The sequence below is a fragment of the Pedobacter sp. SAFR-022 genome (assembly GCF_051965375.1).
Taxonomy (GTDB): Bacteria; Bacteroidota; Bacteroidia; order Sphingobacteriales; family Sphingobacteriaceae; genus Pedobacter.
Map to the genome: position 1 here is coordinate 211,466 of NZ_JBQCME010000002.1, position 25,534 is coordinate 236,999.

The 25,534-nt window shown below is 44.3% G+C and carries 24 protein-coding genes; 10 read left to right on the forward strand and 14 right to left on the reverse strand.

The genetic code is table 11. From position 1 onward, the window contains the following. Positions 1–2 precede the first annotated feature (2 nt). Complete coding sequence (trpS, locus tag ACTHQF_RS06780) at positions 3–1,001, reverse strand: tryptophan--tRNA ligase (protein ID WP_440429239.1); 999 nt, start codon at positions 999–1,001, stop codon at positions 3–5. 132 nt (positions 1,002–1,133) lie between these two features. Between trpS and ACTHQF_RS06785 the strand changes: the two genes are divergently transcribed. The 6 genes from ACTHQF_RS06785 to ACTHQF_RS06810 all read left to right on the forward strand — a co-directional run bounded on the left by ACTHQF_RS06785 (position 1,134) and on the right by ACTHQF_RS06810 (position 4,116). Then, positions 1,134–1,859, forward strand: a complete 726-nt coding sequence (locus ACTHQF_RS06785) for a lysophospholipid acyltransferase family protein (protein ID WP_440429240.1) — start codon at positions 1,134–1,136, stop codon at positions 1,857–1,859. 5 nt (positions 1,860–1,864) lie between these two features. Then, entirely contained in the window at positions 1,865–2,155 is a 291-nt protein-coding gene (gatC, locus tag ACTHQF_RS06790) for an Asp-tRNA(Asn)/Glu-tRNA(Gln) amidotransferase subunit GatC (RefSeq protein ID WP_440429241.1), read from the forward strand. Between the two features lie 60 nt (positions 2,156–2,215). Further along, positions 2,216–2,971 carry an ABC transporter ATP-binding protein gene (locus tag ACTHQF_RS06795; RefSeq protein WP_440429242.1) on the forward strand — a complete coding sequence of 252 codons (756 nt, stop codon included), beginning with the start codon at positions 2,216–2,218 and terminating at the stop codon, positions 2,969–2,971. Between the two features lie 5 nt (positions 2,972–2,976). Then, the gene (locus tag ACTHQF_RS06800) at positions 2,977–3,543 is read left to right on the forward strand and encodes a cob(I)yrinic acid a,c-diamide adenosyltransferase (protein WP_440429243.1); all 567 of its coding nucleotides are present in this window, start codon (positions 2,977–2,979) and stop codon (positions 3,541–3,543) included. Positions 3,544–3,612: 69 nt separating this feature from the next. Further along, positions 3,613–3,834 (forward strand): DUF2795 domain-containing protein, encoded by a 222-nt coding sequence (locus tag ACTHQF_RS06805; protein ID WP_008240955.1) that lies wholly within the window; start codon positions 3,613–3,615, stop codon positions 3,832–3,834. 123 nt (positions 3,835–3,957) lie between these two features. Then, on the forward strand, positions 3,958–4,116 hold the full coding sequence (locus ACTHQF_RS06810; protein WP_440429244.1) for a lmo0937 family membrane protein: 159 nt from the start codon (positions 3,958–3,960) through the stop codon (positions 4,114–4,116). Positions 4,117–4,146: 30 nt separating this feature from the next. On the opposite strand, the gene ACTHQF_RS06815 is transcribed toward ACTHQF_RS06810, so the two are convergent. After that, a complete protein-coding gene (locus tag ACTHQF_RS06815; RefSeq protein ID WP_440429245.1) occupies positions 4,147–4,827 on the reverse strand; it encodes a 2-C-methyl-D-erythritol 4-phosphate cytidylyltransferase in 681 nt (226 codons plus the stop codon). A gap of 84 nt (positions 4,828–4,911) precedes the next feature. Next, positions 4,912–5,961, reverse strand: a complete 1,050-nt coding sequence (queA, locus tag ACTHQF_RS06820; RefSeq protein WP_440429246.1) for a tRNA preQ1(34) S-adenosylmethionine ribosyltransferase-isomerase QueA — start codon at positions 5,959–5,961, stop codon at positions 4,912–4,914. Between the two features lie 303 nt (positions 5,962–6,264). On the opposite strand from queA, the gene ACTHQF_RS06825 reads away from it, so the two are divergent. Beyond that, a complete protein-coding gene (locus tag ACTHQF_RS06825; RefSeq protein WP_440429247.1) occupies positions 6,265–7,509 on the forward strand; it encodes an ABC transporter permease in 1,245 nt (414 codons plus the stop codon). Between the two features lie 106 nt (positions 7,510–7,615). On the opposite strand, the gene ACTHQF_RS06830 is transcribed toward ACTHQF_RS06825, so the two are convergent. Further along, on the reverse strand, positions 7,616–8,809 hold the full coding sequence (locus ACTHQF_RS06830; protein ID WP_440429248.1) for a pyridoxal phosphate-dependent aminotransferase: 1,194 nt from the start codon (positions 8,807–8,809) through the stop codon (positions 7,616–7,618). Positions 8,810–8,924: 115 nt separating this feature from the next. On the opposite strand from ACTHQF_RS06830, the gene ACTHQF_RS06835 reads away from it, so the two are divergent. Together ACTHQF_RS06835 and ACTHQF_RS06840 are read left to right on the forward strand one after the other, a co-directional pair. Then, complete coding sequence (locus ACTHQF_RS06835) at positions 8,925–9,902, forward strand: cation diffusion facilitator family transporter (RefSeq protein WP_440429250.1); 978 nt, start codon at positions 8,925–8,927, stop codon at positions 9,900–9,902. Continuing rightward, positions 9,899–10,339: an NUDIX domain-containing protein gene (locus tag ACTHQF_RS06840; protein WP_440429251.1), complete on the forward strand. Its 441-nt coding sequence runs from the start codon at positions 9,899–9,901 to the stop codon at positions 10,337–10,339. Before ACTHQF_RS06835 ends, ACTHQF_RS06840 begins: the two co-directional genes overlap by 4 nt. A 2-nt stretch (positions 10,340–10,341) precedes the next feature. Here the strand turns inward: ACTHQF_RS06840 and pdeM are convergent, their stop codons facing one another. The 4 genes from pdeM to ACTHQF_RS06860 are packed head-to-tail and all read right to left on the reverse strand — an operon-like array spanning position 10,342 to position 16,109. Beyond that, on the reverse strand, positions 10,342–10,977 hold the full coding sequence (gene pdeM, locus ACTHQF_RS06845) for a ligase-associated DNA damage response endonuclease PdeM (RefSeq protein ID WP_440429252.1): 636 nt from the start codon (positions 10,975–10,977) through the stop codon (positions 10,342–10,344). Further along, positions 10,961–13,501 (reverse strand): ligase-associated DNA damage response DEXH box helicase, encoded by a 2,541-nt coding sequence (locus ACTHQF_RS06850; protein WP_440429253.1) that lies wholly within the window; start codon positions 13,499–13,501, stop codon positions 10,961–10,963. Before ACTHQF_RS06850 ends, pdeM begins: the two co-directional genes overlap by 17 nt. Then, complete coding sequence (locus ACTHQF_RS06855) at positions 13,498–15,093, reverse strand: ATP-dependent DNA ligase (RefSeq protein ID WP_440429254.1); 1,596 nt, start codon at positions 15,091–15,093, stop codon at positions 13,498–13,500. The genes ACTHQF_RS06850 and ACTHQF_RS06855 overlap by 4 nt, the downstream gene beginning before the upstream one ends. After that, positions 15,090–16,109, reverse strand: a complete 1,020-nt coding sequence (locus ACTHQF_RS06860; RefSeq protein ID WP_440429255.1) for a ligase-associated DNA damage response exonuclease — start codon at positions 16,107–16,109, stop codon at positions 15,090–15,092. Before ACTHQF_RS06860 ends, ACTHQF_RS06855 begins: the two co-directional genes overlap by 4 nt. 119 nt (positions 16,110–16,228) lie before the next feature. On the opposite strand from ACTHQF_RS06860, the gene ACTHQF_RS06865 reads away from it, so the two are divergent. Further along, positions 16,229–17,080 carry a dienelactone hydrolase family protein gene (locus tag ACTHQF_RS06865; protein WP_440429256.1) on the forward strand — a complete coding sequence of 284 codons (852 nt, stop codon included), beginning with the start codon at positions 16,229–16,231 and terminating at the stop codon, positions 17,078–17,080. A 111-nt stretch (positions 17,081–17,191) separates the two neighbouring features. On the opposite strand, the gene ACTHQF_RS06870 is transcribed toward ACTHQF_RS06865, so the two are convergent. The 6 genes from ACTHQF_RS06870 to ACTHQF_RS06895 all read right to left on the reverse strand — a co-directional run bounded on the left by ACTHQF_RS06870 (position 17,192) and on the right by ACTHQF_RS06895 (position 25,449). After that, complete coding sequence (locus tag ACTHQF_RS06870) at positions 17,192–19,336, reverse strand: S9 family peptidase (RefSeq protein WP_440429257.1); 2,145 nt, start codon at positions 19,334–19,336, stop codon at positions 17,192–17,194. A gap of 5 nt (positions 19,337–19,341) precedes the next feature. Beyond that, a complete protein-coding gene (locus ACTHQF_RS06875; protein WP_440429258.1) occupies positions 19,342–20,022 on the reverse strand; it encodes a DUF4412 domain-containing protein in 681 nt (226 codons plus the stop codon). 18 nt (positions 20,023–20,040) lie between these two features. Further along, the gene (locus ACTHQF_RS06880; RefSeq protein WP_440429259.1) at positions 20,041–20,820 is read right to left on the reverse strand and encodes an enoyl-CoA hydratase/isomerase family protein; all 780 of its coding nucleotides are present in this window, start codon (positions 20,818–20,820) and stop codon (positions 20,041–20,043) included. 18 nt (positions 20,821–20,838) lie between these two features. Further along, complete coding sequence (locus ACTHQF_RS06885) at positions 20,839–22,998, reverse strand: ComEC/Rec2 family competence protein (RefSeq protein WP_440429260.1); 2,160 nt, start codon at positions 22,996–22,998, stop codon at positions 20,839–20,841. A 1-nt stretch (position 22,999) separates the two neighbouring features. After that, the gene (locus ACTHQF_RS06890) at positions 23,000–25,015 is read right to left on the reverse strand and encodes a ComEA family DNA-binding protein (RefSeq protein WP_440429261.1); all 2,016 of its coding nucleotides are present in this window, start codon (positions 25,013–25,015) and stop codon (positions 23,000–23,002) included. A 98-nt stretch (positions 25,016–25,113) separates the two neighbouring features. Further along, on the reverse strand, positions 25,114–25,449 hold the full coding sequence (locus ACTHQF_RS06895; protein WP_440429262.1) for a MerR family transcriptional regulator: 336 nt from the start codon (positions 25,447–25,449) through the stop codon (positions 25,114–25,116). Positions 25,450–25,534: the final 85 nt, after the last annotated feature.

Sequence of the window (25,534 nt, forward strand, 5' to 3'; positions counted from 1 at the left end):
TATTAGAAAGGTTTAAAGCCAATTAGCGATCTAACTTCTTTAAGTGTCTTTTGTGCGCTTTCTCTGGCTTTAAGTGCACCATGTCTGGCAACCTGGCGCAGATAGGAAGTATCTTTTGCGATGTCTTCGATCTTCTCTCTGATTGGCGTATTGAAAATAATCATGTCTTCAGCCAGTTGTTTTTTGAAGTCGCCGTATCGAATTGCACATTTGTTATACTGCTCATCAAAGAAGTTTACCGTATCTGCTGCTGAAACGATCTTCATCAAATTGAAAAGGTTCTCAATAGCTTCGGGCTTCTGCTGATTTTCTTCGGTTGGGCCGCCATCGGTAACAGCTTTAGACACCTTTTTACGGATCACCTCCGGACTATCGGAAAGGTAAATACAGTTTGCGTCACCTTCAGATTTGCCCATTTTGCCTTTTCCATCTAGTCCAGGTACTTTAACCAGGTTTTCAGAATAACTGAATGCAAATGCTTCAGGGAAGGTTTCTGCATTGTAAAGGCGGTTGAAGCGATTACCAAACGTTCTGGTCATCTCCAGGTGCTGCTCCTGATCTTTTCCAACGGGCACTTTAGTGGCCTTGTGGATCAAGATATCGGCCGCCATCAAGGTAGGGTAGGTCAGCAAGCCTGCATTAACGTTATCCGGCTGGGATCTGACTTTATCTTTGAAAGAGGTGCTGCGTTCCAGCTCACCCAAGTATGCATTCATATTCAGGTACAGGTAAAGCTCTGCTACTTCCGGTACGTCGCTTTGAATGTAAATAGTAGATTCTTCCGGGTTGATGCCGCAAGCCAGATATTCTACAAGCACATGTTTTACATAGCCATGCAGATCACCCGGCGTCGGATGTGTAGTTAGAGAGTGTAGGTCAGCAATAAAAAAGTAACAATTGTAATCATGCTGCATCTTTACAAAGTTCGTAACTGCTCCAAAATAATTACCCAGGTGCAATTTACCTGTCGGGCGAATCCCACTAACTACCGTTTCTTTCATGAGGCCGAAATTAATAAAAAAGGGCAATTCAATTCAGTATTATTCGATTTTTGACTTAACACGGGGTATTCGAATTCGAAATCAGGTATACCGCAGGGCCTCTTAATTGAATTATTTTCTACTTTTGATTTGATGTTTAAACTGTTAAGACGCTGTCACCGCATTTATTTCCTTTTTATTATCTCTTTCTTTTCCATCCTTTTCTTTCCACTTTACTGGTTGGCATCAAGAAGGTCTGAATGGTATGATGTACTGAACAAACTCCGCGTTTATCATAGCAAGATCTGCAGCATGCTTGGGGGCATCCGTTTTAAATACAAATTTGAGGTCCCATTAAGTCCAGAACAGCATTATATCTATTGCGCTAACCATAGTTCAAATCTCGACATCATGATCCTCTGCATGCTGGCACATGGACGCTTTCATTTCATGGGCAAAGCAGAGCTGGAAAACAACCTGGTCCTGGGCATCTTCTTCAGAACTATAGACATTCCTGTTAATCGCGACAGCAAGATCTCTGCGTTTCGTGCCTTCAAAAGAGCAGGAGAGAACCTGCAAAATGGAATGAGTTTATTGATCTTTCCAGAAGGAGGCATTCAGGATGAATATTATCCCCCGAAGTTAATGCCTTTTAAAAATGGCCCCTTTCGATTAGCGATTGAAAAGCAGGTGCCAATAGTTCCAATAAGCATCATCAACGCCTGGGATCTTATCTGGGATGATGGCTCCCGCTATGGAAGCCGACCAGGTATTTGTGATATTTATGTTCATAAGCCTATCTTTACAGATAACCTTGCCTTGAAGGAAGATGAACTCTTAAAGGAAAGTGTTTTCAACACGATAAACAGTAAATTATAAATGCGATGAACATCAACGAAGAAACCATATATAAAGTAGCTAACCTCGCGAGAATTGAGATTAAGGAACAGGAAGTGCCTGGCTTAATCGACGAGATGAGTAAGATCTTAACTTTCATGGAGCAGTTAAATGCATTGGATACGACTGAAGTTGAGCCCTTGGTGTATATGAATGAAACCCACAATGTCTGGAGGGAAGACGTTGCCAAGGCTGAGCTGCCGGTGGAGGAGGCATTGAAAAATGCCGCTGAGCACAATGACCGGTTCTTTATGGTGCCGAAAATTATAGAAAAGTAAAGCCCGGTGTAACATATCGGCAAGTACAACAGTCTTAATCCAAAAACTAAAAGCTTCTCTATGGAAACTCCATTAATCGTCATCAAAGATATCGGTCGAAAATATGTAATCGGCGCTGAAGTTATTCATGCGCTAAAATCTGTGTCACTGGATATCTACAAAGGCGAATTTGTTGCATTAATGGGGCCCTCTGGTTCTGGTAAATCCACTTTAATGAATATCCTGGGTTGCCTGGATACGCCAACCAAGGGTGATTATATCTTGAACGGTACGAATGTTAGCCACATGTCGGATAATGAACTTGCAGAAGTTCGAAATAAAGAAATTGGTTTCGTGTTTCAGACCTTCAACTTGCTGCCGCGATCCACGTCATTAGATAACGTAGCGCTTCCTTTGATCTATGCAGGTGCAAATAAACAGGAGCGAGACCGCCGTGCTACTGCAGCGCTTGAGAATGTTGGATTGGGTCACCGTGTCACCCACAAGCCCAACGAGCTTTCCGGGGGGCAGCGTCAACGTGTGGCTGTTGCACGTGCCTTGATCAACAATCCTTCGATTATCCTGGCCGATGAGCCTACAGGTAATCTGGACACGAAGACCTCCATCGAGATCATGGGACTTCTGGAAGAAATTCACAGCAAAGGAAACACCATTATCCTGGTTACGCACGAAGAGGATATTGCGCAGCATGCGCACCGGATTGTGCGTATGCGTGACGGCCTTATTGAAAACGATTATTTAAATACAGACATTAAAACGGTATCCCCAAGATTATCTAAATTGCAGGCGTCGGGTGACGATTTTGAACAAATTTGATAATCATGAAGATTTACACTAAAACAGGTGATAAAGGCCTTACTTCCCTTATCGGGGGAACACGCGTGCCCAAGTACCACTTGCGAATCGAATGCTATGGTACCGTAGATGAGCTAAATTCCTATATCGGACTAATCCGATGCCAGGAAATCGGTGTTCATGAGTCCAATATTCTTAAGGAGATTCAGGACAGGTTATTTACGATCGGTGCTGAGCTTGCCGCCGATCCGGAGCGTTCAAAAAAGAAGCTTCCTGATCTTAACCCTGAAGACATTTCCCTACTCGAGCAGGAGATGGATCTCATGAATGAAACCTTACCGCAACTTACCCATTTCATACTTCCTGGCGGTAATACTACAGTGTCCTTTTGCCATGTTGCTCGCTGCATTTGCCGCCGGGCAGAACGGCTTGCAGTGCACCTGGCTACGGAAAGTCAAGTGAATGAAAATATTCTGATCTATTTAAACCGCCTAAGTGATTACTTGTTTGTACTTTCAAGAAAAGTAAATTATAATGCCGGAGCGCCGGAAAATATATGGATTCCGAGAATGCAGCGTTATAGGAAAAAATAGTTTGTTCTTATGAACAATTTTATTATACTTTTGCGGAAATTAATAATTTGTATATAAAAATCGAATAATATGTATTGGACACTAGAACTAGCATCGCATTTGGAAGACGCTCCATGGCCTGCAACAAAAGACGAATTAATTGATTACGGTATAAGATCAGGTGCACCAGTTGAGGTAATCGAAAATCTACAAGCCCTTGAGGATGACGGCGAACCTTATGAAACCATTGAAGAGATTTGGCCTGATTACCCTACGAAGGATGACTTTTTCTTTAACGAAGACGAATATTAACATACAGACACATAATTAGCCTTGAACATCAAGGCTTTTTTTTTGGAACGAAGATTGTAATAGAACTGTCAGCAGCTCAACCAGCTGGAAAAAATATTACAACCTAACTAAAAATTAAAAATTATGGGAAATCTACTCTATTTAGTAGCCGTAGTACTAGTGATACTATGGATTATTGGCTTCTTCTTTAACGGTTTTGGCGATGTAGGTGGCTTGATCCACATCTTATTGGTAATTGCAGTTATTGCGATCATTTTGAAGTTAATCAATAGAGCAACCTAGTAACAAGCAAAAGATATTAAAGGCTTCTGATTATTCAGAAGCCTTTTTTGTTAAATAGTATTTCGCGATTTCCATATCTTCCTTAAAGGTGATCTTGATGTTGCTCCGTTCACCTTCAATCAGGTGGATCTCAGTTCCCATGTGTTCTACTACAGAGGCATCATCTGTAAAGTCGTTGCGATATGGTTGGTGGTAAGCCTTCTTAAGCAGCTTACTTTCAAAGGCCTGCGGGGTTTGAATAAGGGCAACCATATTCCGGTTAATTGCTTCTGAATGGCCATTAACATCGATTCTTCTAATCGAATCTGTAGGTTGTACACCTACAACTGCATTACCTTTTTCTGCTGCTGCTTCAAAACAGCTGCGTATAAGTTCCGGCGAGATCAATGGCCGGACGGCGTCATGTACAGCGACAATGCCATTCCCTGTGATAGCTTTTAAGCCATTGCTTACCGAATGAAATCTCTCCTGGCCGCCACTCACCAGTTGATGTGGAATGTCAAAGTTGTATTCTTTACATAGACGCTCCCAGTATTGGTGCTGATGGATGTTTAGGACAAGGATGATCTCCGGATTTAACGTGCAGGCAGCGAAAGCTGCTATGGTATGCATCAGGATCGGCTTGCCATGAAGTAGTAAAAACTGCTTTGGCAGCTCGGCATTCATTCTGGTGCCGGAGCCACCAGCGACAATAATTGCGAAATATTTCATCTTAATAGGGCATGATACAAAAAATGGGAGACCTTAACCTGTCGGTTTAAATCTCCCATTTCAGGATTTTGATAAATTAATGTCTTAAATAATCAACATTGCATCACCGTAGCTATAGAAGCGATATTTTTCTTTTAGGGCTACTTCATATGCATTTCTAACGTTTTCAAATCCTCCAAATGCACTTACCATCATCAATAGCGTAGATTCTGGTGTATGGAAGTTTGTAATCATCGCGTTAGCGATGTTGAACTCGTAGGGTGGAAAAATAAACTTGCTGGTCCAGTCATTAGCGGCTTTCAATGTCCTTGCAGATGATACCGCAGACTCGATGGCACGCATGGATGTAGTTCCAACAGCACAAATTTTCTTTTTACGCTCGATACCCTGATTTACTATGTCAGCGTCTTTCTGTGAAATGATGAACTGTTCAGAGTCCATTTTGTGTTTGGTTAAATCTTCAACCTCAACGGTTCTGAACGTACCAAGACCGATATGAAGGGTCACTTCAGCGAAATTGACACCCTTAAGTTCCAGACGTTTCATCAACTCGCGGCTAAAATGCAGACCTGCGGTAGGAGCAGCAACAGCACCTTCATGTTTAGCGAAGATGGTCTGATAACGCTCTTTATCCTGTGCAGTAGCTTTACGTTTGATGTATTTAGGTAGTGGTGTTTCTCCAAGAATTTCGATGTTCTTCCTGAACTCTTCGTCAGTACCATCAAACAAGAAACGGATGGTACGGCCACGGGATGTAGTATTGTCAACAACCTCTGCAACCAAAAGATCATCATCGCCAAAATATAATTTGTTACCTACGCGGATCTTACGAGCTGGATCAACAAGAACGTCCCATAATCTTAACTCTTTATTTAATTCACGTAGTAAAAATACTTCAATGGTTGCACCTGTTTTTTCCTTATTACCATACAGACGGGCTGGGAAAACTTTGGTGTTGTTTAAAATCATTACATCCTGGTCATCAAAATAGTCCAAAACATCCTTAAAGATCTTGTGTTCAATTTTGCCACTATCTTTATGTAAAACCATTAAACGAGCCTCATCACGTTGGTCGGAAGGCGTACTGGCAACTAATGATTCGGGTAAATTAAACTTAAATTGTGATAACTTCATGTTTCGATGTACTAATTAAAGGCGCAAAAATACGAAAATAATTTCATTAGAATTGATTTATTTTTTGTAAGCGCACAACTTTTAGACCATTCCAAGCCTGTTTTCAGCGATATGACAGCCAGCTAACATGCCTGGCCTTGACAAGGGTTTAACCAGGTCTTCATCTGGCTTTAGCCTTGTCAACCCCTTGTCAACCCCCTGTTAACCCCTTGTCAACGCCTTGATAATCTTCCAAACACCATAACGCTAATTATTTAATTTATCCTGTAACCTTTTTAGCTAACTTAGGTCTAAACGGTAATTATGATCATATTCAGACTTATAGGGGAGAGCTTCCGTTTTGCGGCGGACGCCTTGCGGCAAAATAAGCTAAGAACAATGTTGTCTTTGCTGGGCATTACCATTGGTATATTCACGATTATCTCTGTGTTTTCTGCCGTAGATACCCTGCGCTACAAGCTTCAATCAAGTGTTGACAAACTGGGCTCGAATACGTTATTCGTGCAAAAATGGCCATGGGTTTTCGGTGGTGATTTCCAATGGTGGAGGTATGTGAACCGCCCACAGCCTACCTTGCGCGACTATAACGCTTTGCGTGAACGCCTGGAGCATGTAGATGGTATCTCGTTTGAAGCTACTGCATCAAACCGGACGCTGAAGTTTCGTAGTAGTTCCGTTGAGGGTGTGAATGTAACCGCGGTATCGCCGGATTTTAATAAGACCTGGACGCTTGATTTTCAGGAAGGCCGGTACTTTACAGAAAGCGAGGGCAGGTCGGCAAGTCCTGTGATCATTCTTGGAGCGGAAGTAGCCAACGGGTTGTTTGATGGCGAAAGTGCAATTGGGAAACAAATAAAGGTTCTTGGCCGCCGAATGACCGTTGTAGGGGTATTCAAGAAGGAAGGTGACGATATGCTGGGTATGTCTCAGGATAACAATGCTGTTATTCCGCTCGTTTACGCAAAAGGACTTTTTGACATTGAAAATGAGCAATATCAACCGCAAATTACCGTGAGAGGAAAGGAGTCAGTGGGTCTGGAAGAGGTTGAAAGTGAACTTTATGGAACAATGCGCTCCATTCGAAGAATTCCTCCTGGTGCCGAAGATGATTTTTCCTTAAACAAAACGACCATGCTTTCCAATCAGTTAGACATTATGTTTAAGATGGTCAATATTGCAGGTTGGGTAATCGGCGGATTTTCAATTCTTGTAGGTGGATTCGGGATCGCTAACATCATGTTTGTTTCGGTGAAGGAACGTACTAACATTATAGGGATACAGAAATCGCTCGGTGCCAAGAACTACTTCATTTTGCTGCAGTTCATGTTTGAAGCGATTGCCTTGTGTCTGATGGGTGGACTACTGGGGCTACTTCTGGTGTTTATGGTTACCCAGGCCTTTACACATCTGGCAGACTTTGAAATTATACTAGACATTAATAATGTGATCATGGGTATCAGTATTTCGGTGATTATCGGTGCAATATCTGGATTTTGGCCAGCGTTCTCTGCTTCCCGCCTTGATCCCGTTGAGGCGATACGATCCTAACGGTTTAACTATAAAAAGAAAGCGGACGTACCCCAGGGTACGTCCGCTTTCTTTTTATAAGAATTGTTTATGCCTGTCCTAACGAAGGCAATTTGTGGTGTGAAGTCTATTTTAGGTTTGCCAATGCTGCTGTGATCCTCGACATGGCTTCTTTCAGTTGATCTTCAGAAGCTGCATAGGAAATACGGATGCAGTTTTCATTTCCGAAGGCCTCACCAGTAACTGTAGAAACGTGTGCCTCATTCAACAGATATAGGCAAAGTTCCTCTGCGTTGTTGATCACTGTGCCATTATGATTTTTGCCGAAATAAGCTTTAACTTCAGGGAAGAAGTAAAAAGCACCATCCGGAAGGTTTACTTTGATGTCTGGAATAGCTTTCAATAGATCATAAACGATGGTTCTACGTCTTCTAAAAGCTTCCTTCATCTCGTTCACAGAGTCTAGTCCTTCTTCGTAGGCAGCAAGGGCAGCACGCTGGGAGATGGATGAAGTACCTGAGGTGATCTGTCCTTGAAGTTTATCGCAGGCTGCAGCGATTTCTTTGCTTGCAGCCATATAGCCGACTCTCCAGCCAGTCATAGCATAGGCTTTAGAAAATCCATTGATCAGTATCACGCGTTCTTTTACCGATGGGAAAGAGGCGATAGAGTAGTGCTTATCCACGAAGTTGATGTGCTCATAAATCTCATCAGATAAGATCATAATATCTGGGTAGCGCTCAAAAACCTCTACCAAGGCGGCAAGCTCCTCATGTGAATACACCGATCCCGTCGGATTACATGGCGAAGAAAACATGAACATCTTTGTTTTCGGGGTGATGGCGGCTTCCAGCTGATCGGCTGTGATCTTAAAGTCGTTTTCCACCGTTGCATGAATAAAAACCGATTCACCTTCCGCCAGTTTGATCATTTCGGAATAGGAAACCCAGTATGGTGTAGGCACGATCACCTCATCTCCAGGATTGATCAAGCATAAAATAGCGTTTGAAAGTGATTGCTTTGCGCCGGTTGAAACAACAATCTGATCAAAAGTGTAATCTAAATCATTTTCCCGCTTCAGTTTCTCTGCAACGGCCTTTCTTAGATCCGGATAACCAGAAACTGGGGTGTAGTAAGAATAATTTTCGTCGATAGCCTTTTTCGCTGCTTGCTTTACCGCATCTGGTGTGAAAAAATCGGGTTCTCCAAAACTCAAGTTGATGACATCAATGCCCTTAGCAGATAATTCTCGTCCAAGTTTGGCCATTTTTATGGTCTGAGATTCTGATAAGTTGTTGATTCTCCTAGATAATATGCTCATAATTGTTTTAAGTAGTTTAACAAATATAAAAACCTGTGCTTAGTGCTGGCCAAAAAAATAAATAATAATGCATTTTCAGCGTTATTAAGTACTTTTGCCCCCTAAATTTCAACTGTTGCAGCCCAAAAAAAAAGCAATCCTGGTCTCTTTGTGCGTCAGTGTTTTCCTGATGCTCGCCAAATTCGCGGCTTACTTCATAACGCAGTCTAATGCGATATTGACGGATGCGGCGGAGAGCATTGTGAATGTACTAGCCAGTAGCTTTGCGTTTTACAGCATCTACCTGACTACGCTTCCTAAAGACGAAAATCATCCCTATGGACACGGTAAGGTGGAGTTCTTTTCAGCTTTCCTGGAAGGTACCCTCATCGGAATTGCTGGGATTATTATCATTCTGAAATCCGGTTATAATCTGATTTTTCCTAACCCAATTCAGAACCTGTTTGAAGGCGCGATTATCATTGCCACTACTGGTTTCATCAATATGATCGTAGGTTTCTATCTGATCAATACCGGGAAGCGTCATCGCTCCATCACACTGGAGGCAGACGGCAAGCATCTACTCACTGATGCCATAACTAGTGCCGGCCTTGTCATTGGCATTTTGATCATTTACTTTTCCCGCCTTTACTGGCTCGACAGCGTGATTTCTATCCTGCTGGGCACGTATATCATTTATAGTGGTTACAAGCTGACCAGGAAATCTGTCGGGGGACTAATGGATGAAAGTAATATCGATCTGGTGCGAAATATTGTAGGCGCGCTGCAGGAAAACCGTCGCAATCCCTGGATCGACGTACATAACTTGCGGGTGCAGCAATATGGGGCAGATGTACATATGGACTGCCACTTTACATTTCCGTATTATTTCGACCTGAATAAGGTACATCATGAGATCTCGGAAATCGATGCCATGATCAACGGTACTGTTGGGCATCGTACAGAGCTGTTCATCCATGCAGATCCATGTTTACCGGCATGCTGCAACTATTGCCATATGGAGAATTGTCCGGTGCGGCAGGAGGATTTTAAGCGTGAAATTACCTGGACGCTGGAAAATGCAACCAAAAATCAAAAGCACTTTGATCAATGAGTTATTTTAATGTAAGAGTATATGGGTTGCTGATCAATGAACGGAATGAAATACTGATCAGCGATGAGCAGCAGGAGGGCAGGCATTTTAGTAAATTCCCCGGTGGGGGACTGGAACTTGGAGAAGGTCTTATTGATGCCTTAAAACGCGAGTTTATGGAAGAATGTGCTGCTGAAGTCGAAGTGCTAAATCACTTTTATACGACCGATTTCTACGAAAAATCTTCTTTTAATGACAGCCAGATTCTAAGCATCTATTATTTTGTAAGACCTGCCGGCAGGCTAGATCTGGAATTTAAGCATAAGCCCTTCGATTTTACAGCAGGCACAGCACAAAGTTTCCGCTGGGTAAAACTCGTTGCACTAAGCGAGGATGATGTAACCTTTAAAACCGACAAAATGGTGGTTCGTCTGCTTCTTCAACAAATGGCTATTTAAACCTATACCATTACAACCTTAGTAGGGGTGATGGCGTAGAAGGTGTCGCCTTCGGAAGCTTTGATATTACTCAACCCCGTAAAAGCGCTGAAGGCGGGCAGCACTGCACAAGTATGGCTGAAGTAAAAACAAGGTAGGCGTAATTGCTGCCTGGCTTTGCCGTGTATGGTGACGCCAGGATGAATGTGCCCGGTGATATTAAAATATTCATCATTCGTTTCTGGCTTATCATGAATGAAGCGAAATGGAAATTGCAACAATTCTTTCTGATGAATCTGGATGCCTAGTCCTACATAATCTTCCATTTTCAGACCATCATGATTTCCTTTAATCAAGTGAATTTCCAGTTGGGAATGTTGTGCTCTCCAAGATCTGAAGTCTTCTACATCACTATTCATGTTGTTGTGGAACATATCACCTGTTATTACAAGATTATCAACGCCATATACTTCAGCTAACTTTGTTATACGGCTCAGATCTTTTTGGCCTATTGTGGCTGGAACAGGGATGCCGCTGCGCCTGAAGTGGGCTGATTTTCCAATATGAATATCGCTGATGATCAGCATTCGTTTTGCAGGCCAGTAGATGGCTCTTTCTTTATCCAGTATTAATTCTTCTCCGCTACAACTGATGGTCATTCTTTCTCCTCGACTTTTTCTCGGTCTCTGCAGTCATTCGTTCGATACGTTGACTGAGTTCCTCTGTACTCATATTTTCCCGCAAGCTATCGACCTTAATCGGAAAACACAATGGTGTATAACGGTTTGTTTTAATAATAATTATTTTACTTTGTTGTATCCGGTGCAGGGCAGCCGCCAGTCTTGGTTCTTCAATTTGCTGATAGAACGCTTCATCATAGGCTTGCCGCAGTAACAAGTTGTGTTTGTCGTAATCGCTAAACACGTTGAAGAATAATGAAGAAGAAGATTGAAGGTGTTTGTTGGCTACATACTTTCCTGGATAACCTTGAAAGACCAGCCCGGAAATGCAGGCGATATCCCGGAACTTTCTTCGTGCCATCTCCGTTGCGTTGATACTCGCCACAATATCTTCAGCAAGGTTGTCAGGACTGAACAATGCTTTTATATTTGGCTCATCGAGTGGAATGGGCTGCTCGCTTAGCAGTTCAAAGCCATAGTCGTTCATAGCGATGGAAAAACTGATCGGCTTAACGCGCCCAAGACGGTAGGCGATCAGGGCAGCAAGCACTTCATGTACCAGCCGTCCTTCAAAAGGATACGCAAATAGATGATGGCCGTCTTTGGTATCGATCAGTTCAATAAGAAACTCATCATCTTTGGGAACGTGCGACACTTTCGCCTGTCGTTCAAATAGCGGATAGATGAAGGATAGTTCTTCATCATTTCTATCCTGTGATAAAGCATCGTTATACTTTCTTCTTAGTATGGCGCCCAAGTTGGCGGATAGCGGCAAACGCCCGCCGAGCCAGCTCGGCGTGATCGCAGTTTTTAGTTTGCTCTTTCGAACCAGCACGGTCATGTCTTTCACCATTACAAACTCCAGCACACGCCCAGCCAGGGCAAAGCTGTTGCCGGGTTTGATTTTTGCAATGAAAGACTCCTCCAGCATACCGACATAACCGCCGGTAAGGTATTTTACTTTTAGCATAGCATCGCTCACAATGGTACCAATGTGAAGCCTGTGTCGCATGGCGATCTGCCTGCTCGTAACCTTCCATAGTCCATCGACCAGTTCTACTTTATTAAATTCGTTGTAAGCCGACAAGCTATCTCCGCCCGAAGTAATAAATTGCATGATCCATGCCCATTCCGAGTCCAGTAGCTCCCGGTAAGCATAAGTTTCTTTTACCTCCCGGTAGATGAGTTTGTCATCAAATCCGTCTCCTACAGCTAAGGTGACCAGATACTGGATCAGCGTATCAAAGGCCATGACTACTGGCTGTCGGCTTTCGATGTTCTGTGTCTTTGCGGCTTCTTTTATGGCCGAAGCTTCAGCAAGTTCCAGTGCATGGGTGGGCAGAAAGTAGATGGTTGATGTTTCATAGGGTGAGTGACCGCTACGGCCGGCGCGTTGTAAGAAGCGGGCAACGCCTTTCGGGGAGCCAACCTGCACAACGGTATCCACGGGTTTGAAATCCACGCCCAGGTCCAGGGAAGAAGTGCTGATCACGGCCTTCAATGCGCCGGTGTGAATGGCGTCTTCAATCCAGTTCCGGAGTTCATGATCTATGGAGCCGTGGTGTATGGCAATCTGGCCTGCAAGGCTCTCATCCAGCTTAAGTAAGTTCTGGTACCATAGCTCCGCCTGGCCCCGTGTATTCGTGAAGATCAGCGTGGTTTTACTTTTATGAATAATGGGTAGCAACTTGTGTGCAAGCTTATGACCCAGGTGCCCGGCCCAGGGTAACATGTCAATATGGTCAGGTAATACGGAGCGGATATCAATTTTCTTTTCGAGATCTGCTTTTACGATAACCTTCAAGACTTCCTCATAGGGTACCAGGACATCCAAGGCTTCCTCCATATTACCTATTGTTGCCGAAATCCCCCAAATGCGCAACAGCCGCTCAGGATGCTTTTCCTGAAGCAAGCCGCGGATTCTTGAGATGGCCAGTTCTGCAAGCACGCCGCGTTTGCTGCCGATCAGCTCGTGCCATTCGTCTGCAACGATGCAACGCAAGTTATTGAAGTTGCTAATGGTGCCTTTTTGTGCAAGCAGAAGGTGCATGCTCTCCGGAGTAATGATTAACACCTCCGGCATCTGCTTTTTTTGTTTAAGTTTATCGTTTTGCGAGGTGTCGCCGTTCCGAACACCAATGATCCAGTCCAACTCCAATTCCGCACAGACTTCGCGCATGGCTCTTGCAAGATCTTTTGCCAGCGAGCGGAGTGGTGTGATCCAAAGCAGCTTCAACCCTGCATCTGTTCTCTTTTTAGGTGGTTTGACCTTGCTCGTTTTTGCTTCATGGATGATGTTAAGCTCATCAATTACCACAGCTAAGAACATGGAGAAGGTTTTACCGAAGCCTGTTGGTGCGTTTACCATCCCACAATACCCTTCGGCATAGTATTGCCAGGCTTCCGTCTGGAAGTCAAAAGGTTTTTTCCTGGTTTGTCGCAGCCACTTGATTACTGTTTTATAGCCGTAACTTTTGCTTAGGCTGTTGATTTCAGGACTCATGATAAGGTCGAATTTAGCAATTGTCTCAGATCTTCGAGCGTATTGATCTCTTCAGCCTTTTTGTCTTTCCGCCACTTTAGGATTCTAGGGAAGCGCAGTGCCAGTCCGGCCTTATGCCTTTTGCTTTCAGCGATACCTTCGAAGGCAATCTCAAAAACAAGCTCAGGCTTGACGGTTCTAACCGGGCCGAACTTCTCTACGGCGTTCCTTTTTACAAAAGCATCGACTTCTTTGATCTCCTTGTCGGTGAGCCCTGAATATGCTTTTGCGACGGTGATCAACTTTTCGCCATCTCGAACCGCAAAGGTATAATCCGTGTAGAAGTTGGCTCTTCGGCCACTTCCTTTCTGCGCATAGATCAAAACGGTATCAACGGTATAAGGATTGATCTTCCATTTCCACCAGTCCCCACGTTTTCTGCCGCTATGATAAGGGGAATCAAGCCGCTTTAACATGATGCCTTCGCTATTCATATCACGGCTATGCTGGCGGATCTCGGTTAGTGCTTCCCAGCTTTGAAATGTAATCACCGGGGATAATACGGCTACATCTTTCGTTTGCAGCCTGGATACGATCTGCTCCAGCAACGCACGCCTTTCAGCAAGCGGTTTTTCCCGGATATCGGCTGCGCCGAGTTCCAGCAGGTCGTAGATGTAAAAGCCTACAGGTGCATCATTCAGTTGAGCTTTGTTTATGGTCTTCCTGTTTAGGCGTTGCTGTAAAATGCTAAAAACCTGCACATTTCCGTCTTTAACTGAAAGTATCTCTCCATCTAATACGGTACCGTCATCGAGCTCGTCTTTAAGGAAGTGCAATTCCGGAAACTGGTCCGTAACCAGTTCCTCACCGCGCGACCAGATGAACAATTCTCCGTTTCGCTTCACGATCTGACCGCGGATGCCGTCCCATTTCCATTCTGCCTGCCAATCGTCTACCGGTCCAAGATCGTCTGCCTGCATCTCTAATGCATAAGCAAGACAGAACGGATATGGCCAAGAGTTATCGGTGTTGACGTGAGCGCCTTCTATTAGCGCATCATAGGTGATTTCTTCGGGCTGCCATTTACCCATGATGCTGTGCATGATCTTGTTGCTGTCGGTGTTGCTCTGTTTGGCCAAGGCGTTAACCAGCATCTTATGGGATACGCCGATCCGGAAGTTGCCCGAGATGAGCTTATTGAATATAAATCGCTGTGGCGTGTCCAGGCTGTTCCATGCATCAAGGATGAACGTTTTCTTGTCTTCATCACTTTTACCATTTAGCCTCGCCAGGTCGGTGATCCACTCATGCAGTTTCCGATCCGTGACTTTCTCAGGAGGAGGGAGTACCAGTGCAATGGTTTCACTTAGATCACCTACACTGGAGTAGCTTTCCTGAAAAAGCCAGGCTGGTATACCACTGAGTTCTGTTGCCCAGCTGCGCAATAATGCCGTGTTTACCGGGCGCTTGGGCTTCTTGCCAGTGAACATCGCAATGACGTAGGTTTTATCCCGGTCATCCGCATTGCTGAAATAATCAACTAGCGCAGCGATCTTATCGTTGGTCTTATTGCTGGTTTCCAGTTGCTGTATAAGTTCGGAGAATCGTTTCAAATTGTTTCTGTTGTCGTAGGTACTGGTTCTTCTTCCTCTTCGTTTCCGTATTGTGTTTTCACCTCCTCGGATGCAATACCGATCTCGTTCAGGTATTTGGAGAAGGTAGCGGTAAAGCCGTGCGTAACGAACACCTTTTCTGCTTCCGTCGCTTTGATGGCATCCAACAGACCTGGCCAGTCCGCATGATCACTGAGCGCGAAACCTGCGTCTGCACTGCGCCAACGGCGACCCGCACGCACCTGCATCCAGCCGGAACAAACGCCCGTTGCTGCCTGTTGCAATGTTTTAATCCATTTACCCTCCGCCATGACAGGTGGAACAATGACGATCCCTTGCTGCAGCGTTTCTTTTTTTAGTTCAGGTGTAATACGGATGGTCTCCGGCAGGTTAACGCCTGCTCTTATGAATCCTTCATTGAGGTTCGCAATGGAATTATGTACATAGATCTGGCAGTAATCTGCCAGGTTCTTGATCAATCGTTGTGCTTTTCCTAGGCTATATGCTACCAGAACACTGGTTTTACCTTTGTCATGGTTATCCGATACCCAGTTCTGAGTTTGCTGGAAGATAATTTCCTGTGGCTGCCATTTGTATATAGGAAGTCCAAAGGTGCTTTCGGAAACAAAAGTATGGCACTTTACCGGTTCAAAAGCAGTGCTGATACCATCAAATTCGACTTTGTAGTCACCTGATACCACACAAATTTCCCCCTTATATTCCAAGCGGATCTGTGCCGAGCCAATGACGTGTCCTGCAGGGAAAAGACTAAGTTTGACGCCGTTTATAGTTACTTGTTTGTTGTAGGGCAGTGTTTCAATCACGAGGTCGGGACCGAGCCGTTGATTCAGGATTGGTCTTGTAAGGTCGTGGCAGAGGTAGGCTTTGTTGCCCCATTTCACATGATCAGCATGTCCGTGGGTGGTAACCGCCAGGTCTACGGGCTGCCATGGGTCTATATAGAAGCCACCTTGCTCGCAGTAAATTCCCTTATTGGTAAACTTTATCAGGCTCATGATACCTTAACAAAAATTGAAAGTTTAAGTTTTTTTAGCGCCTCAGCGAGGCCCGTGCATTGACTTCTGATTGTGAAAACGGTATATTGGTTAAGAAAACAATCTAACCTTTACAAGCAATGGACCAGAAGATTATCAACCTGTACGATGAGTACACCCACACCGCCTTAAGCAGGAAAGAATTTATAAACCGCCTTGCTTTGCTCGCGGGCGGAACAGCTATGGCAATGACACTCTTGCCTATGCTGGAGAATAATTACGCACAGGCTGCAAGCCGGCTGAATGCGGACCTTATTGAAGAACAGATAACTTTTCCCGGTGCAGAGGGGCAGGTGAAGGCTTTCGCTGCCCGACCAAAAGGAACGAAGAAGCTTGGTACTGTGTTGGTGATCCATGAGAATCGAGGCTTGAACCCGCATATCGTTGATGTCGCGCGGCAGATGGCAGTTGAAGGTTTCATCGCTGTAGCAGTGGACGCCTTATCGCCGTTTGGCGGTACACCTGCCGATGAAGACAAAGCCCGTGAGCTAATTGGTCAGCTTGATAAGGAGAAAAACCTGAAGAACTACTTGATGGCATTGGATTACCTGCGTGACCGCAAAGACGGAAATGGCAAGGCAGGCTGCGTGGGTTTTTGCTGGGGTGGTGCAATGGCGAATAATCTCGCGGTAAATGATCCTAAATTGCTGGCTGCAGTTGCTTACTATGGCATGCAGGCCAAAACTGAAGACGTACCAAGAATCAAAGCAAGTCTAATGTTGCACTATGCTGGGCTAGATGAACGTGTTAATGCGGGTATTTCAGCATATGAAGCTGCGCTTAAAGAAAACAAAAAAGATTATAAGCTTTACGTTTATGAGGGTGTGAACCACGCTTTCAACAACAATACCTCGCCAACAAGGTACAATGAGGCGGCTGCAAAACTTGCATGGGGGAGAACCATCGGGTTGTTTAAAGATAAATTAGGATAAGTGGATTTTCGGCTAAAATAACTAACCAAGCCCGCCCTGGCCGTATTCGTTTATCTGCAATTGGTACTAACAGAAAAGCAGCCAATAAAGGCTGCTTTTCTGTTAGCGTTTCTATCGTGCTCCAGGAGGGCAATTTGCTTTCAAGAAGTTTGTAAAAGTAAGCGCCAAATGAAATCTGGTGCCTTCACCTTCACTGATGCTATGCGTACGATTAGGGTAGGCCATCATTTGGAAAGCTTTCTTGTGTTTGATCAGCTCATTGATCAGCATCTCTGCATTTTGATAATGAACATTGTCATCACCGGTACCATGAATATAAAGCAGATTCCCTTTCAATCCCTGAACGTGGTTGATTGGTGAACCTTTAACGTATGCTTCTTTGGTTTGCAAAGGGGAACCCATGTAACGTTCCTGGTATACGTTATCATACGTCAGCTGATTGGCAACTGCTGCAATTGCGATACCTGTTTTGTAAATCTCAGGGTACTGGAACATCAGGTTCAACGTAGAGGATCCGCCTCCGCTCCAGCCATACACCGCAATACGATCTTTATCAACGAAGGGCCATTTCAGGATCTCCTTTGCAGCCATTGCCTGATCACGAATGTTTAGCACGCCAATATTCTTGTAGATGCTTTTACGCCATTCGCGGCCTTTCGGCGCTGGTGCACCACGGTTTTCAATGGAGATGGCGATGTAGCCATCCTCAGCGAGGCTACCTTGATAAAGTGCGTTATGATCCACACCATAGGTGTCGGTTACGGTTTGGGATGCGGGCTCACCATAAACATAGAATAGCACTGGGTATTTTTTATTTTCATTAAAGTTCGCTGGTTTTTTCATCCAACCATCGAGTTCAATGCCATCTTCTGTTTTGATCTTGAAGAAGGTTGTTTTGTTTGCTGCTGGTTTTTGTCTAGCCAATTGATTGGTAATGCTGCCATCCATGCTAAATGGTGTTCTAGTGTTGAGGTTCATCCATTCTGTTAGCGGTTGAATAGACGCACTCTGATAGGTGTGTCTTGCATATAACCCATTCGGAGAGATGCTGTAAGAATGGGTGCCCGGCATCACAGAGGGGGTAACCATTTCTAAACTGCCCTTCCCATCTAACTTTGTTTTATAAAGATATTTTTGTGTGGCATTGGTTGGAGAAGCAATGAAATAGAGCATGTTGTTTTTTTCGTCAGTAAGACTTTTTTCGATCACATCATAGTTTCCTTTGGTGATCAGCGTTTGCTTTTTTCCGTCTTTACTGATTTTATAGTAATGTCTCCATCCATCTTTCTCGCTTGCCCATAAAAACTCTTTGTTGCTATTGATCCATTCGAAGTCATCTGCAGCATCTATCCAGGCCGGATCGGTTTCTGTATGAATGTTCTTCGTCGTTGCTGTTGTTGCATCACCGACAAATAACTTTGATACATTCTGCTCCCGGTTCAGCTGTTGAAGGATAACTTCGTTGGTTCCCGGGATCCATTCCATTCGCGGGATGTAGTGCTGTACATTGTCGCCTGGTACATCAAGCCACTTGGTTTTTGCTGAGGCAATATCAACGATACCAATGCGGCAAGCCGATGGATTTTCACCGACTTTCGGATACTCGACAGGGATGGTGTAAGCATAGATGGAGTCTGTGTTATTGATCATGAGGAAATTCTTGATCTTGTTCGCGTCAAGTTGCCAGTAAGCAATAGACTTTCCATCAGGGCTCCAGCGAAAGCCGTCACGGCAATTGAACTCCTCTTCATATACCCAATCAAAGGTTCCGTTTATTAAGCGGTCTGTTCCATCAGTTGTAAGTGCCTTGATGGAACTGCTGGCAAGATCTTCTACATAAAGGTTGTGCTTGCTAACATACGCCACCTGTCCGCCATCTGGTGAAAACTTTGCGAACATCAACGAGGATGCCGGCATGTTTTTACCGAGCTGCTTCACTGCGCCACTGCTTAGATCAGCTACGTAGTAGTCGCCACGGGTGTTGTAACGCCAAACTTTCTTGCTGTTTGTGAAAATAAGGGCTTTGCTACCATCCGCGGATAGTTGAAATGACTGTATACGCAAGCTGGTATTTTTTAATACCTGCTTGCGCTCCATTTTTGGTAGGGAAACTAAAACGATTCCGCCGTTTTGAATTTCATAGTAGCCATTTCCATCTTTTGTCCAGTTGAGGCCTCTTGACTGCGCAAGGGCAACACTGCTAAGGACGATAAAGAGTAAAAATTGGCTTATTAGATGCTTAAAATACTTTTTCATTTAGATTATTGTCCGCCTCCTTGCATTGCTTTCATTTCAGCAGCAGTTTTCAGTTCATAGCCTGCGGGCACTTCCATTGAAAGATTAGCCACCGTACTTTCTTTGATACTCTTCAAAGTATAGATGCTTTTTACACCATTTGCCGTCATTGCGTATTTTACAGGTGTGCCGTTTAATGGAGCGAAATCTTCGTATTCAGCACCTTTCGCAAGACGAACATCTTTGGTTAGCCAAAGTTCGTAGTTAGCGTTTTTATTGTCGGTGTAAGTGTATTTCTCTGCATTGTATCCGGCAATGGTTTGCTTTTGACCTGTCGGTTTGAAGTTGGAATACTTGATGTCGCCGCGTTCTTTTGCAACCTCTTCTGCGGACATTTTAGTTGCAAATTGCTTTTGCGCCATTGGTACGTCTACCAAAACTAAGGCGGTTTTCGTGTTTGCATCAGAGATTACTTTTACAAGCGCAGCGCCCAGGTCCATCTGAATACGGGCCAGGTTGTTGTTGAATTCCAGCACACTTTCTGTTGGTAACATGGACTCGTCAAACGATGACTTTTGTTCTGGTGTGAGTTCATATGATACCGCATAGGTTACGGTGCCTTGCTCAATTTTCTTTTGCGCTTGCGCAAGTGCTGCTGTACTAAGCAGGATGAAGGCGATTACCCCCGTTTTGATTGACTTAAACATATTGATAGTTGTAATTGGTTACCATTGAATGGGTTCTTTGCTGAGAAAAGAAGCGATACCTTTTTTGAAGTCTTCGCTTTCTCGAACCCTTGCATTGATCTGGACTGCAATTTCCAGGCTCTTCTCTAAAGTTGGGTTGGTGGTTTGACCGATAAGTTGTTTAGTGACCATCAACGCGTTCGCTGAGGCTTGTTGACATAAATTTAAGCTGAATTCCTGTACTTTATCATTTATTTCATCTTTTTCTGCCAAAAAGGTGATTAGTCCAAAGTCGAGCGCTTGTTGTGCGGTGAAAAGTTCACCTGTAAGCAGGATGCGCTTGGCGACGGTTTCACTGGTCTTTCTCAACAGGAAACAACTTACAATTGCAGGCACAAAGCCGAGCTTAACCTCGGTATAACCATATTTAGCGTCGGGTACGCTGAAAATGATATCACATACCGTGGCCAGTCCGCATCCTCCGGCGATAGCATGACCCTCAACCTGGGCAATGACCACCTTTGGAAGGTAATAGATGGTCGTAAAGAGCTTTTGAAGGTTTCTGGAATCGGTAAGGTTTTCCTCGTGGGTATTGTTTTGGAGTTGTTGCAGGTAGGCGAGGTCTGCGCCGGCGCTGAATACATTTCCATTTGCTTTGAGGATGATCACTTTAACATCATCATCGTCCGAAGCCTCAAGCATGATCTCCGTTAATTGGGTAACCAGCTCAGCACTTAAGGCATTCTTTTTTTCCGGACGGTTCAATGTGATTGTAGCAATACGGTCGGATACGGTATATAAAACCAGCGGTTCTGACATATATTATAGGAATATTAGCTATTTGGTAAGGTTTACCAAATATGCTTTTTTATTTCTTAATTCATAAACGGGCAGAGCAAAATTCTCCGCAACACTTTTGTAATGCGCTGAACGGAAAGCTGTGTTGCTGCCGTCAATGATCAGCTGCTTGGTTAGGCATTGTTCCAGAAGTTGTTTGAGGTCCAGTTTAGCAAACTGACTGATGTTGAGCACATCTGCTTGCAGAGGAGTTTGCAGCACTTTATTGTTGAAGCAGGAGTCGACAAATAATAGGTGGAAATTAAGGAAACGTACTTGATGTTCTTTGATCTGAAGTTTTTGGCTCTTCAGGTTTTGATGAATGTTGAGGTATCTGATGTTTGTTACGCCGGCCTGTTCTAATGCGGGCTTTACAGCGGAACGTAATACTTTGGAGTTTTCATCGAGATCCGTAAGTAAGCAGGCTTGGTTCCGGTGTACAAATCCTATCGCAAAAGAATTTCGGAGGCTAAAAAAGATGACTTGCTGTTGTTGGCTCGTTTGGTATTGCTTAAATCCAAAGTTCAGGGTAAGCAGGCAGAGTGCCGTTAACGCTACGTAGATTAGCTTTTTGCTAAAGAAAGTGAATGCTAAACAGCCAGCTAAAAGTAAGGTGGAGAGTAGGAAAAGCTCGGGCACGCTGATCCATATTCCTGAAATGGAGGCAAATGGAAGTTCGGAGATCCATTTGAGCCCAATATTATTAAAGTTGATTATCCATTCGAATATGGATCCAAGAATATCCAGGCGAAGTATCAGGATAGCTATGCCAAGATACATGATTAACGAAACGGGTAGAAGAATGAAGAGGTTGCTAATGAGGAAATACAAGGGAAACTGGTGGAAGTAGTATATGGCTAGAGGAAAAGTGGCAAGCTGAGCGGCTATGGACAATGCGAAAAAGTTCCACAACTTATCCGCTGCGTAGTTTTTAAAATCAAACCAGTTGTAGATGAGCGGCTGAAGGAAGATCAATCCGAAGACAGAGAGATAGGAGAGCTGAAAGCCGACGTCGTAGATCAGCAAGGGGTTGTATAGTAACATCAGAAATGCAGCACAACACAATAGGTTGTAGCTGTTTTGATGCTTCTTGAAGGTTGTACCTGTGATGTAAATGGATAACATAATGGCTGAACGCAGCACAGAGGGGGCCAGGCCAGCGATGAAGGCATAAAACCATACCAGCCCGATGACTACCAAAAATTTAACTACACGTCCCTGCCGCCATTTATCCAGGAAGCTGAACATGAAGTTGATGATCAGGTAAATCAAGCCCACATGCATACCCGATACGGAGAGGGCGTGAATGGTGCCGGTTTTGGAATAGGCGGAAAGTGTCTCTTCACTAAGATCAGCACGGTAGCCAAGAATTAGCGTTGCCGCTACCGCATTGGCCTCCTCATTGTTCACTAATTTTCGGAAATACGCCACCTGTTGTTTACGTATTTTCAAGGCCGCACTCGTCAACAGGTCACCTTGATTCGATTTATGCTTCAAGACCTGGTCCGACTGAACGAATAGCTGATGAAAAAAATTCTGTTGTTTGTACCAGGAACGGACATCAAATTCGTATGGATTCCGGGGTGCAGCAATCGTATCGAAATTGCCTGGCACAAACAGCTGATCGCCATATGCAAAACTTACATCCTTGCTTTCGATCTTTCCTGCAGGCCCTGATGCGGGATTGAGTTTAGCGCTACTGTTGACTATATCAGTAGTAGGAGGTTCTTTCTGGATCGAGATCAGGAGCTGTCCTGAGACGGGGATGCCCTGGTCTTTTCGGAATGCTTCCAAAACTTCTGCCCGTATGCTAATGATGTTAGCATGTTCTTTTGGTTCTTCAATGATCTGGACCTTCAAATAGTCACTTTCCCATTTGGAGAAGTGGCTGGGCTGGGCCAACTGATCATTGAGTATAGCCAGGCTGCCGCCTACCAGGAACGGGAAAATGTAAAAGCAAATGTAGACTATCCGCTTATGCATGTAGCCGCTGAATCGCGCGTATCTTAGATTTAACAGGCCGAGGAGCAGGATTGTTATGGTGCCGAGCCCAACTAGCACATATAACCAGGTGAGCCCTTGTCCTTGTGAGAAACAAAGGATGCCGATAACCAAGGGAATGGTTAACCTCAGAAAAACATTTTCATTTTGGTTCAGCATCTCAGAATTGGTATCGTAGCTGAAATTTGAGCTCGTTTTTCTTGTTACCTTGAATGAGATCAAGACCTGAGCCTACAGTCTCAACATCCTGATAAATGAAGATGGCATAACGTGCCCAGAGGTCGAGGTTTCGTAACATCTTGTAACGTAAATTCAGGTAACTCCTGAAGCCCTTACCATTATACATTCCAAAACCTGAGCTATACAGCACGTCATCTTCATAGGCGTAAACCCTGCTGTTGTATGAATCAGTGTTAAAGTATGCTATTCTTGCCGTGCCGGATAACTTCTTTCCAGCAGGATGAATCCCCACATCCTGGTAGATCATAAAGCCGATATCCTTTACTGATGCCTTATGGTACTGGACCAACTCGCTGCGGTGCTCCAGTGTTAAACCTCTGCTAAGCTGCCAGGATAAAGCCAGTCGGTAATTGGTTTTACTTAGGCTTACCATATAGGTGCTGTCCACATCGCCGTCCGGATTTTGTTGCTTGTGTTCGGTTTTCACCCTTATGGTTGCCTTGATGGCTTTCACAGGTGTGTATATCGCTTGGCTTAAGATTTCATAACCAGCGGAAGGTTGATCAATCCGATATTTCAGCCAGGGGAATTTGAATACATCACCATAGAGTGCAAACGTGATCCGTTTGTTAGGGGTAACATTAATACCTGCGTACCAGCCTTTTTCGTTACTTGCATCTGCCGTCTCTCCGAGGCTCCTGGTGAAAAAACTATGGTAGTCCTTATCATAGGAACGGTTGACAAGGACTAAAGACACGGTCTTGGAGATGCTCGCCATTGCACCCTGAACATATGCGATACCACCTCCCAGGCTATGCGCTAGCTCTCCATAGAAGTAGATGTTTTCAAAGGTGTAGTTGTAATGCAAACCAAGGTTAGTAAGCTCCTTTCCAGTGAAATTAAATTGGTTGTAAGCTAATGGACCGGTCACAAATGCGTTGGAATACTGACTATTATAAGCAACGATGCCGGCGTTTAGGTTGTCCGACAGGTACTGTATTGCGCCTCCGAGCACTTGCTGCCCAAGTGCGTTTCTATTTCGGATCTCCGTTGAAGTACGGTGGAGTCCGCTTGAGCTCATATTTACCTGTGTTACCGTACCGTCATCTGCGGTCTTGGTACTGGCATCGAGCTTTCGCGATGAGGCAAAGGCGGTGAGTAGCCAGCGATCATTGATGTTCAGGCTGGCTGCGGCGCCCCGAAGGAAGCTGACTTCATTGGCAGAACTGTATGGTCTAGCCCCCAGGTCTTTCTTAGCCACACTGGTCACATCTGGTCCTTTGCCATATCCAAAACCCGACCACATGGTCAGGCCCTGTCCAAACTGCAGTCCGTAATCACCCACCACCAAGGTCTTAATTTTACTGAAGTTTGAGAGCGTAAGGTTGCCGGAAACGAAGTCCATTGACCTCTTGTTTATACCGCTAAAAAGAAATTCCCCCGCGTCTTTTTCAAACACAACATTGGCTGCGAGCATATCTTTATAGCGATATTTGTACTTCCCCAAAAGCTTCTCTCTGGTACCCAGGTACCTGCTTCCGGGTAGGTCTTGGAATCCACGTTGTTTCTCCAGCGTCTGCCCATAGCGTAGAAATAGTTCCTGATCGGCTGCTTTGAAGAGTTGTTTGCTGAAAACGTCTTTTAGATCCGGATCGTTGCCAACCCGGACAAAAGGTATTAGCCGTTCTAAGGTCTGCAGATCAAAGCCGTCAATCGCTTGTAATTCAAGAACATTACCAAAGGCTCCGTACGTATTTCTGTATGTCAGAAGGTTGCTGATTTGCAGTGGAGAGAGGAAGAATAAGGTCTTCAGTTCTTCCGGACCGGTTTTGTTCAAGTCCAAGGGCTTGCGCCTATACTGGCCAAGTACTTCGATCAGCTCGGACAGGTCGTAATCCTCACCAAGTTCCGGGGCTAGTTGTTCAATGATGTCTCTTATAATGGCGTCTTCCTGTGCAAACGAGCCAAAAGGGAGCGCAAGAAGGAGTAAAACCATGCATAGCAGGTTGCGATAAAAGCCAGAAGTTTTTGCCTGAAATACCATGCATTCAAGGTAGCTCAGGCTGCGGGAAAGTCTAAATCAACTTTAGAAAGCTATATTTCTTCATTCAACTTCAAAAGGAAATCTTTGAGCTTTTCTAGTGATGCTATAATCTTTTGATTTTCCTTAACCTCCGAATTGTTGTTCTTCAGGTGTTCTTTGGCACCCTTTAGTGTGAACCCTTTATCATCAACCAGATGGAAAATGATCTTTAAATTCTCGATATCTTCAGGTGTAAAAAGACGATTGCCTTTCTTGTTTTTCTTAGGTTGAAGTACATCAAATTCTTTTTCATAAAAGCGGATCTGGGAAGCATTAACACCAAACATTTCAGTTACTTCGCCCATTGTATAGTACATCTTATTAATTTCCCGATCTTTATATGGCATAGTTTATCTTTGATTATTAATGGTTTATGGCTCTTATCTAAAGTGTTCAAATGTAAAGGGATTTTAGTAGAATACCGTAATAAAA

Coding starts and splice junctions, on each gene's coding strand:
- trpS (WP_440429239.1), bottom strand. CDS start 1,001: ATGAAAGAAACGGTAGTTAGTGGGATTCGCCCGACAGGTAAATTGCAC.
- ACTHQF_RS06785 (WP_440429240.1), top strand. CDS start 1,134: ATGTTTAAACTGTTAAGACGCTGTCACCGCATTTATTTCCTTTTTATT.
- gatC (WP_440429241.1), top strand. CDS start 1,865: ATGAACATCAACGAAGAAACCATATATAAAGTAGCTAACCTCGCGAGA.
- ACTHQF_RS06795 (WP_440429242.1), top strand. CDS start 2,216: ATGGAAACTCCATTAATCGTCATCAAAGATATCGGTCGAAAATATGTA.
- ACTHQF_RS06800 (WP_440429243.1), top strand. CDS start 2,977: ATGAAGATTTACACTAAAACAGGTGATAAAGGCCTTACTTCCCTTATC.
- ACTHQF_RS06805 (WP_008240955.1), top strand. CDS start 3,613: ATGTATTGGACACTAGAACTAGCATCGCATTTGGAAGACGCTCCATGG.
- ACTHQF_RS06810 (WP_440429244.1), top strand. CDS start 3,958: ATGGGAAATCTACTCTATTTAGTAGCCGTAGTACTAGTGATACTATGG.
- ACTHQF_RS06815 (WP_440429245.1), bottom strand. CDS start 4,827: ATGAAATATTTCGCAATTATTGTCGCTGGTGGCTCCGGCACCAGAATG.
- queA (WP_440429246.1), bottom strand. CDS start 5,961: ATGAAGTTATCACAATTTAAGTTTAATTTACCCGAATCATTAGTTGCC.
- ACTHQF_RS06825 (WP_440429247.1), top strand. CDS start 6,265: ATGATCATATTCAGACTTATAGGGGAGAGCTTCCGTTTTGCGGCGGAC.
- ACTHQF_RS06830 (WP_440429248.1), bottom strand. CDS start 8,809: ATGAGCATATTATCTAGGAGAATCAACAACTTATCAGAATCTCAGACC.
- ACTHQF_RS06840 (WP_440429251.1), top strand. CDS start 9,899: ATGAGTTATTTTAATGTAAGAGTATATGGGTTGCTGATCAATGAACGG.
- pdeM (WP_440429252.1), bottom strand. CDS start 10,977: ATGACCATCAGTTGTAGCGGAGAAGAATTAATACTGGATAAAGAAAGA.
- ACTHQF_RS06850 (WP_440429253.1), bottom strand. CDS start 13,501: ATGAGTCCTGAAATCAACAGCCTAAGCAAAAGTTACGGCTATAAAACA.
- ACTHQF_RS06860 (WP_440429255.1), bottom strand. CDS start 16,109: ATGAGCCTGATAAAGTTTACCAATAAGGGAATTTACTGCGAGCAAGGT.
- ACTHQF_RS06865 (WP_440429256.1), top strand. CDS start 16,229: ATGGACCAGAAGATTATCAACCTGTACGATGAGTACACCCACACCGCC.
- ACTHQF_RS06870 (WP_440429257.1), bottom strand. CDS start 19,336: ATGAAAAAGTATTTTAAGCATCTAATAAGCCAATTTTTACTCTTTATC.
- ACTHQF_RS06875 (WP_440429258.1), bottom strand. CDS start 20,022: ATGTTTAAGTCAATCAAAACGGGGGTAATCGCCTTCATCCTGCTTAGT.
- ACTHQF_RS06880 (WP_440429259.1), bottom strand. CDS start 20,820: ATGTCAGAACCGCTGGTTTTATATACCGTATCCGACCGTATTGCTACA.
- ACTHQF_RS06885 (WP_440429260.1), bottom strand. CDS start 22,998: ATGCTGAACCAAAATGAAAATGTTTTTCTGAGGTTAACCATTCCCTTG.
- ACTHQF_RS06890 (WP_440429261.1), bottom strand. CDS start 25,015: ATGGTTTTACTCCTTCTTGCGCTCCCTTTTGGCTCGTTTGCACAGGAA.
- ACTHQF_RS06895 (WP_440429262.1), bottom strand. CDS start 25,449: ATGCCATATAAAGATCGGGAAATTAATAAGATGTACTATACAATGGGC.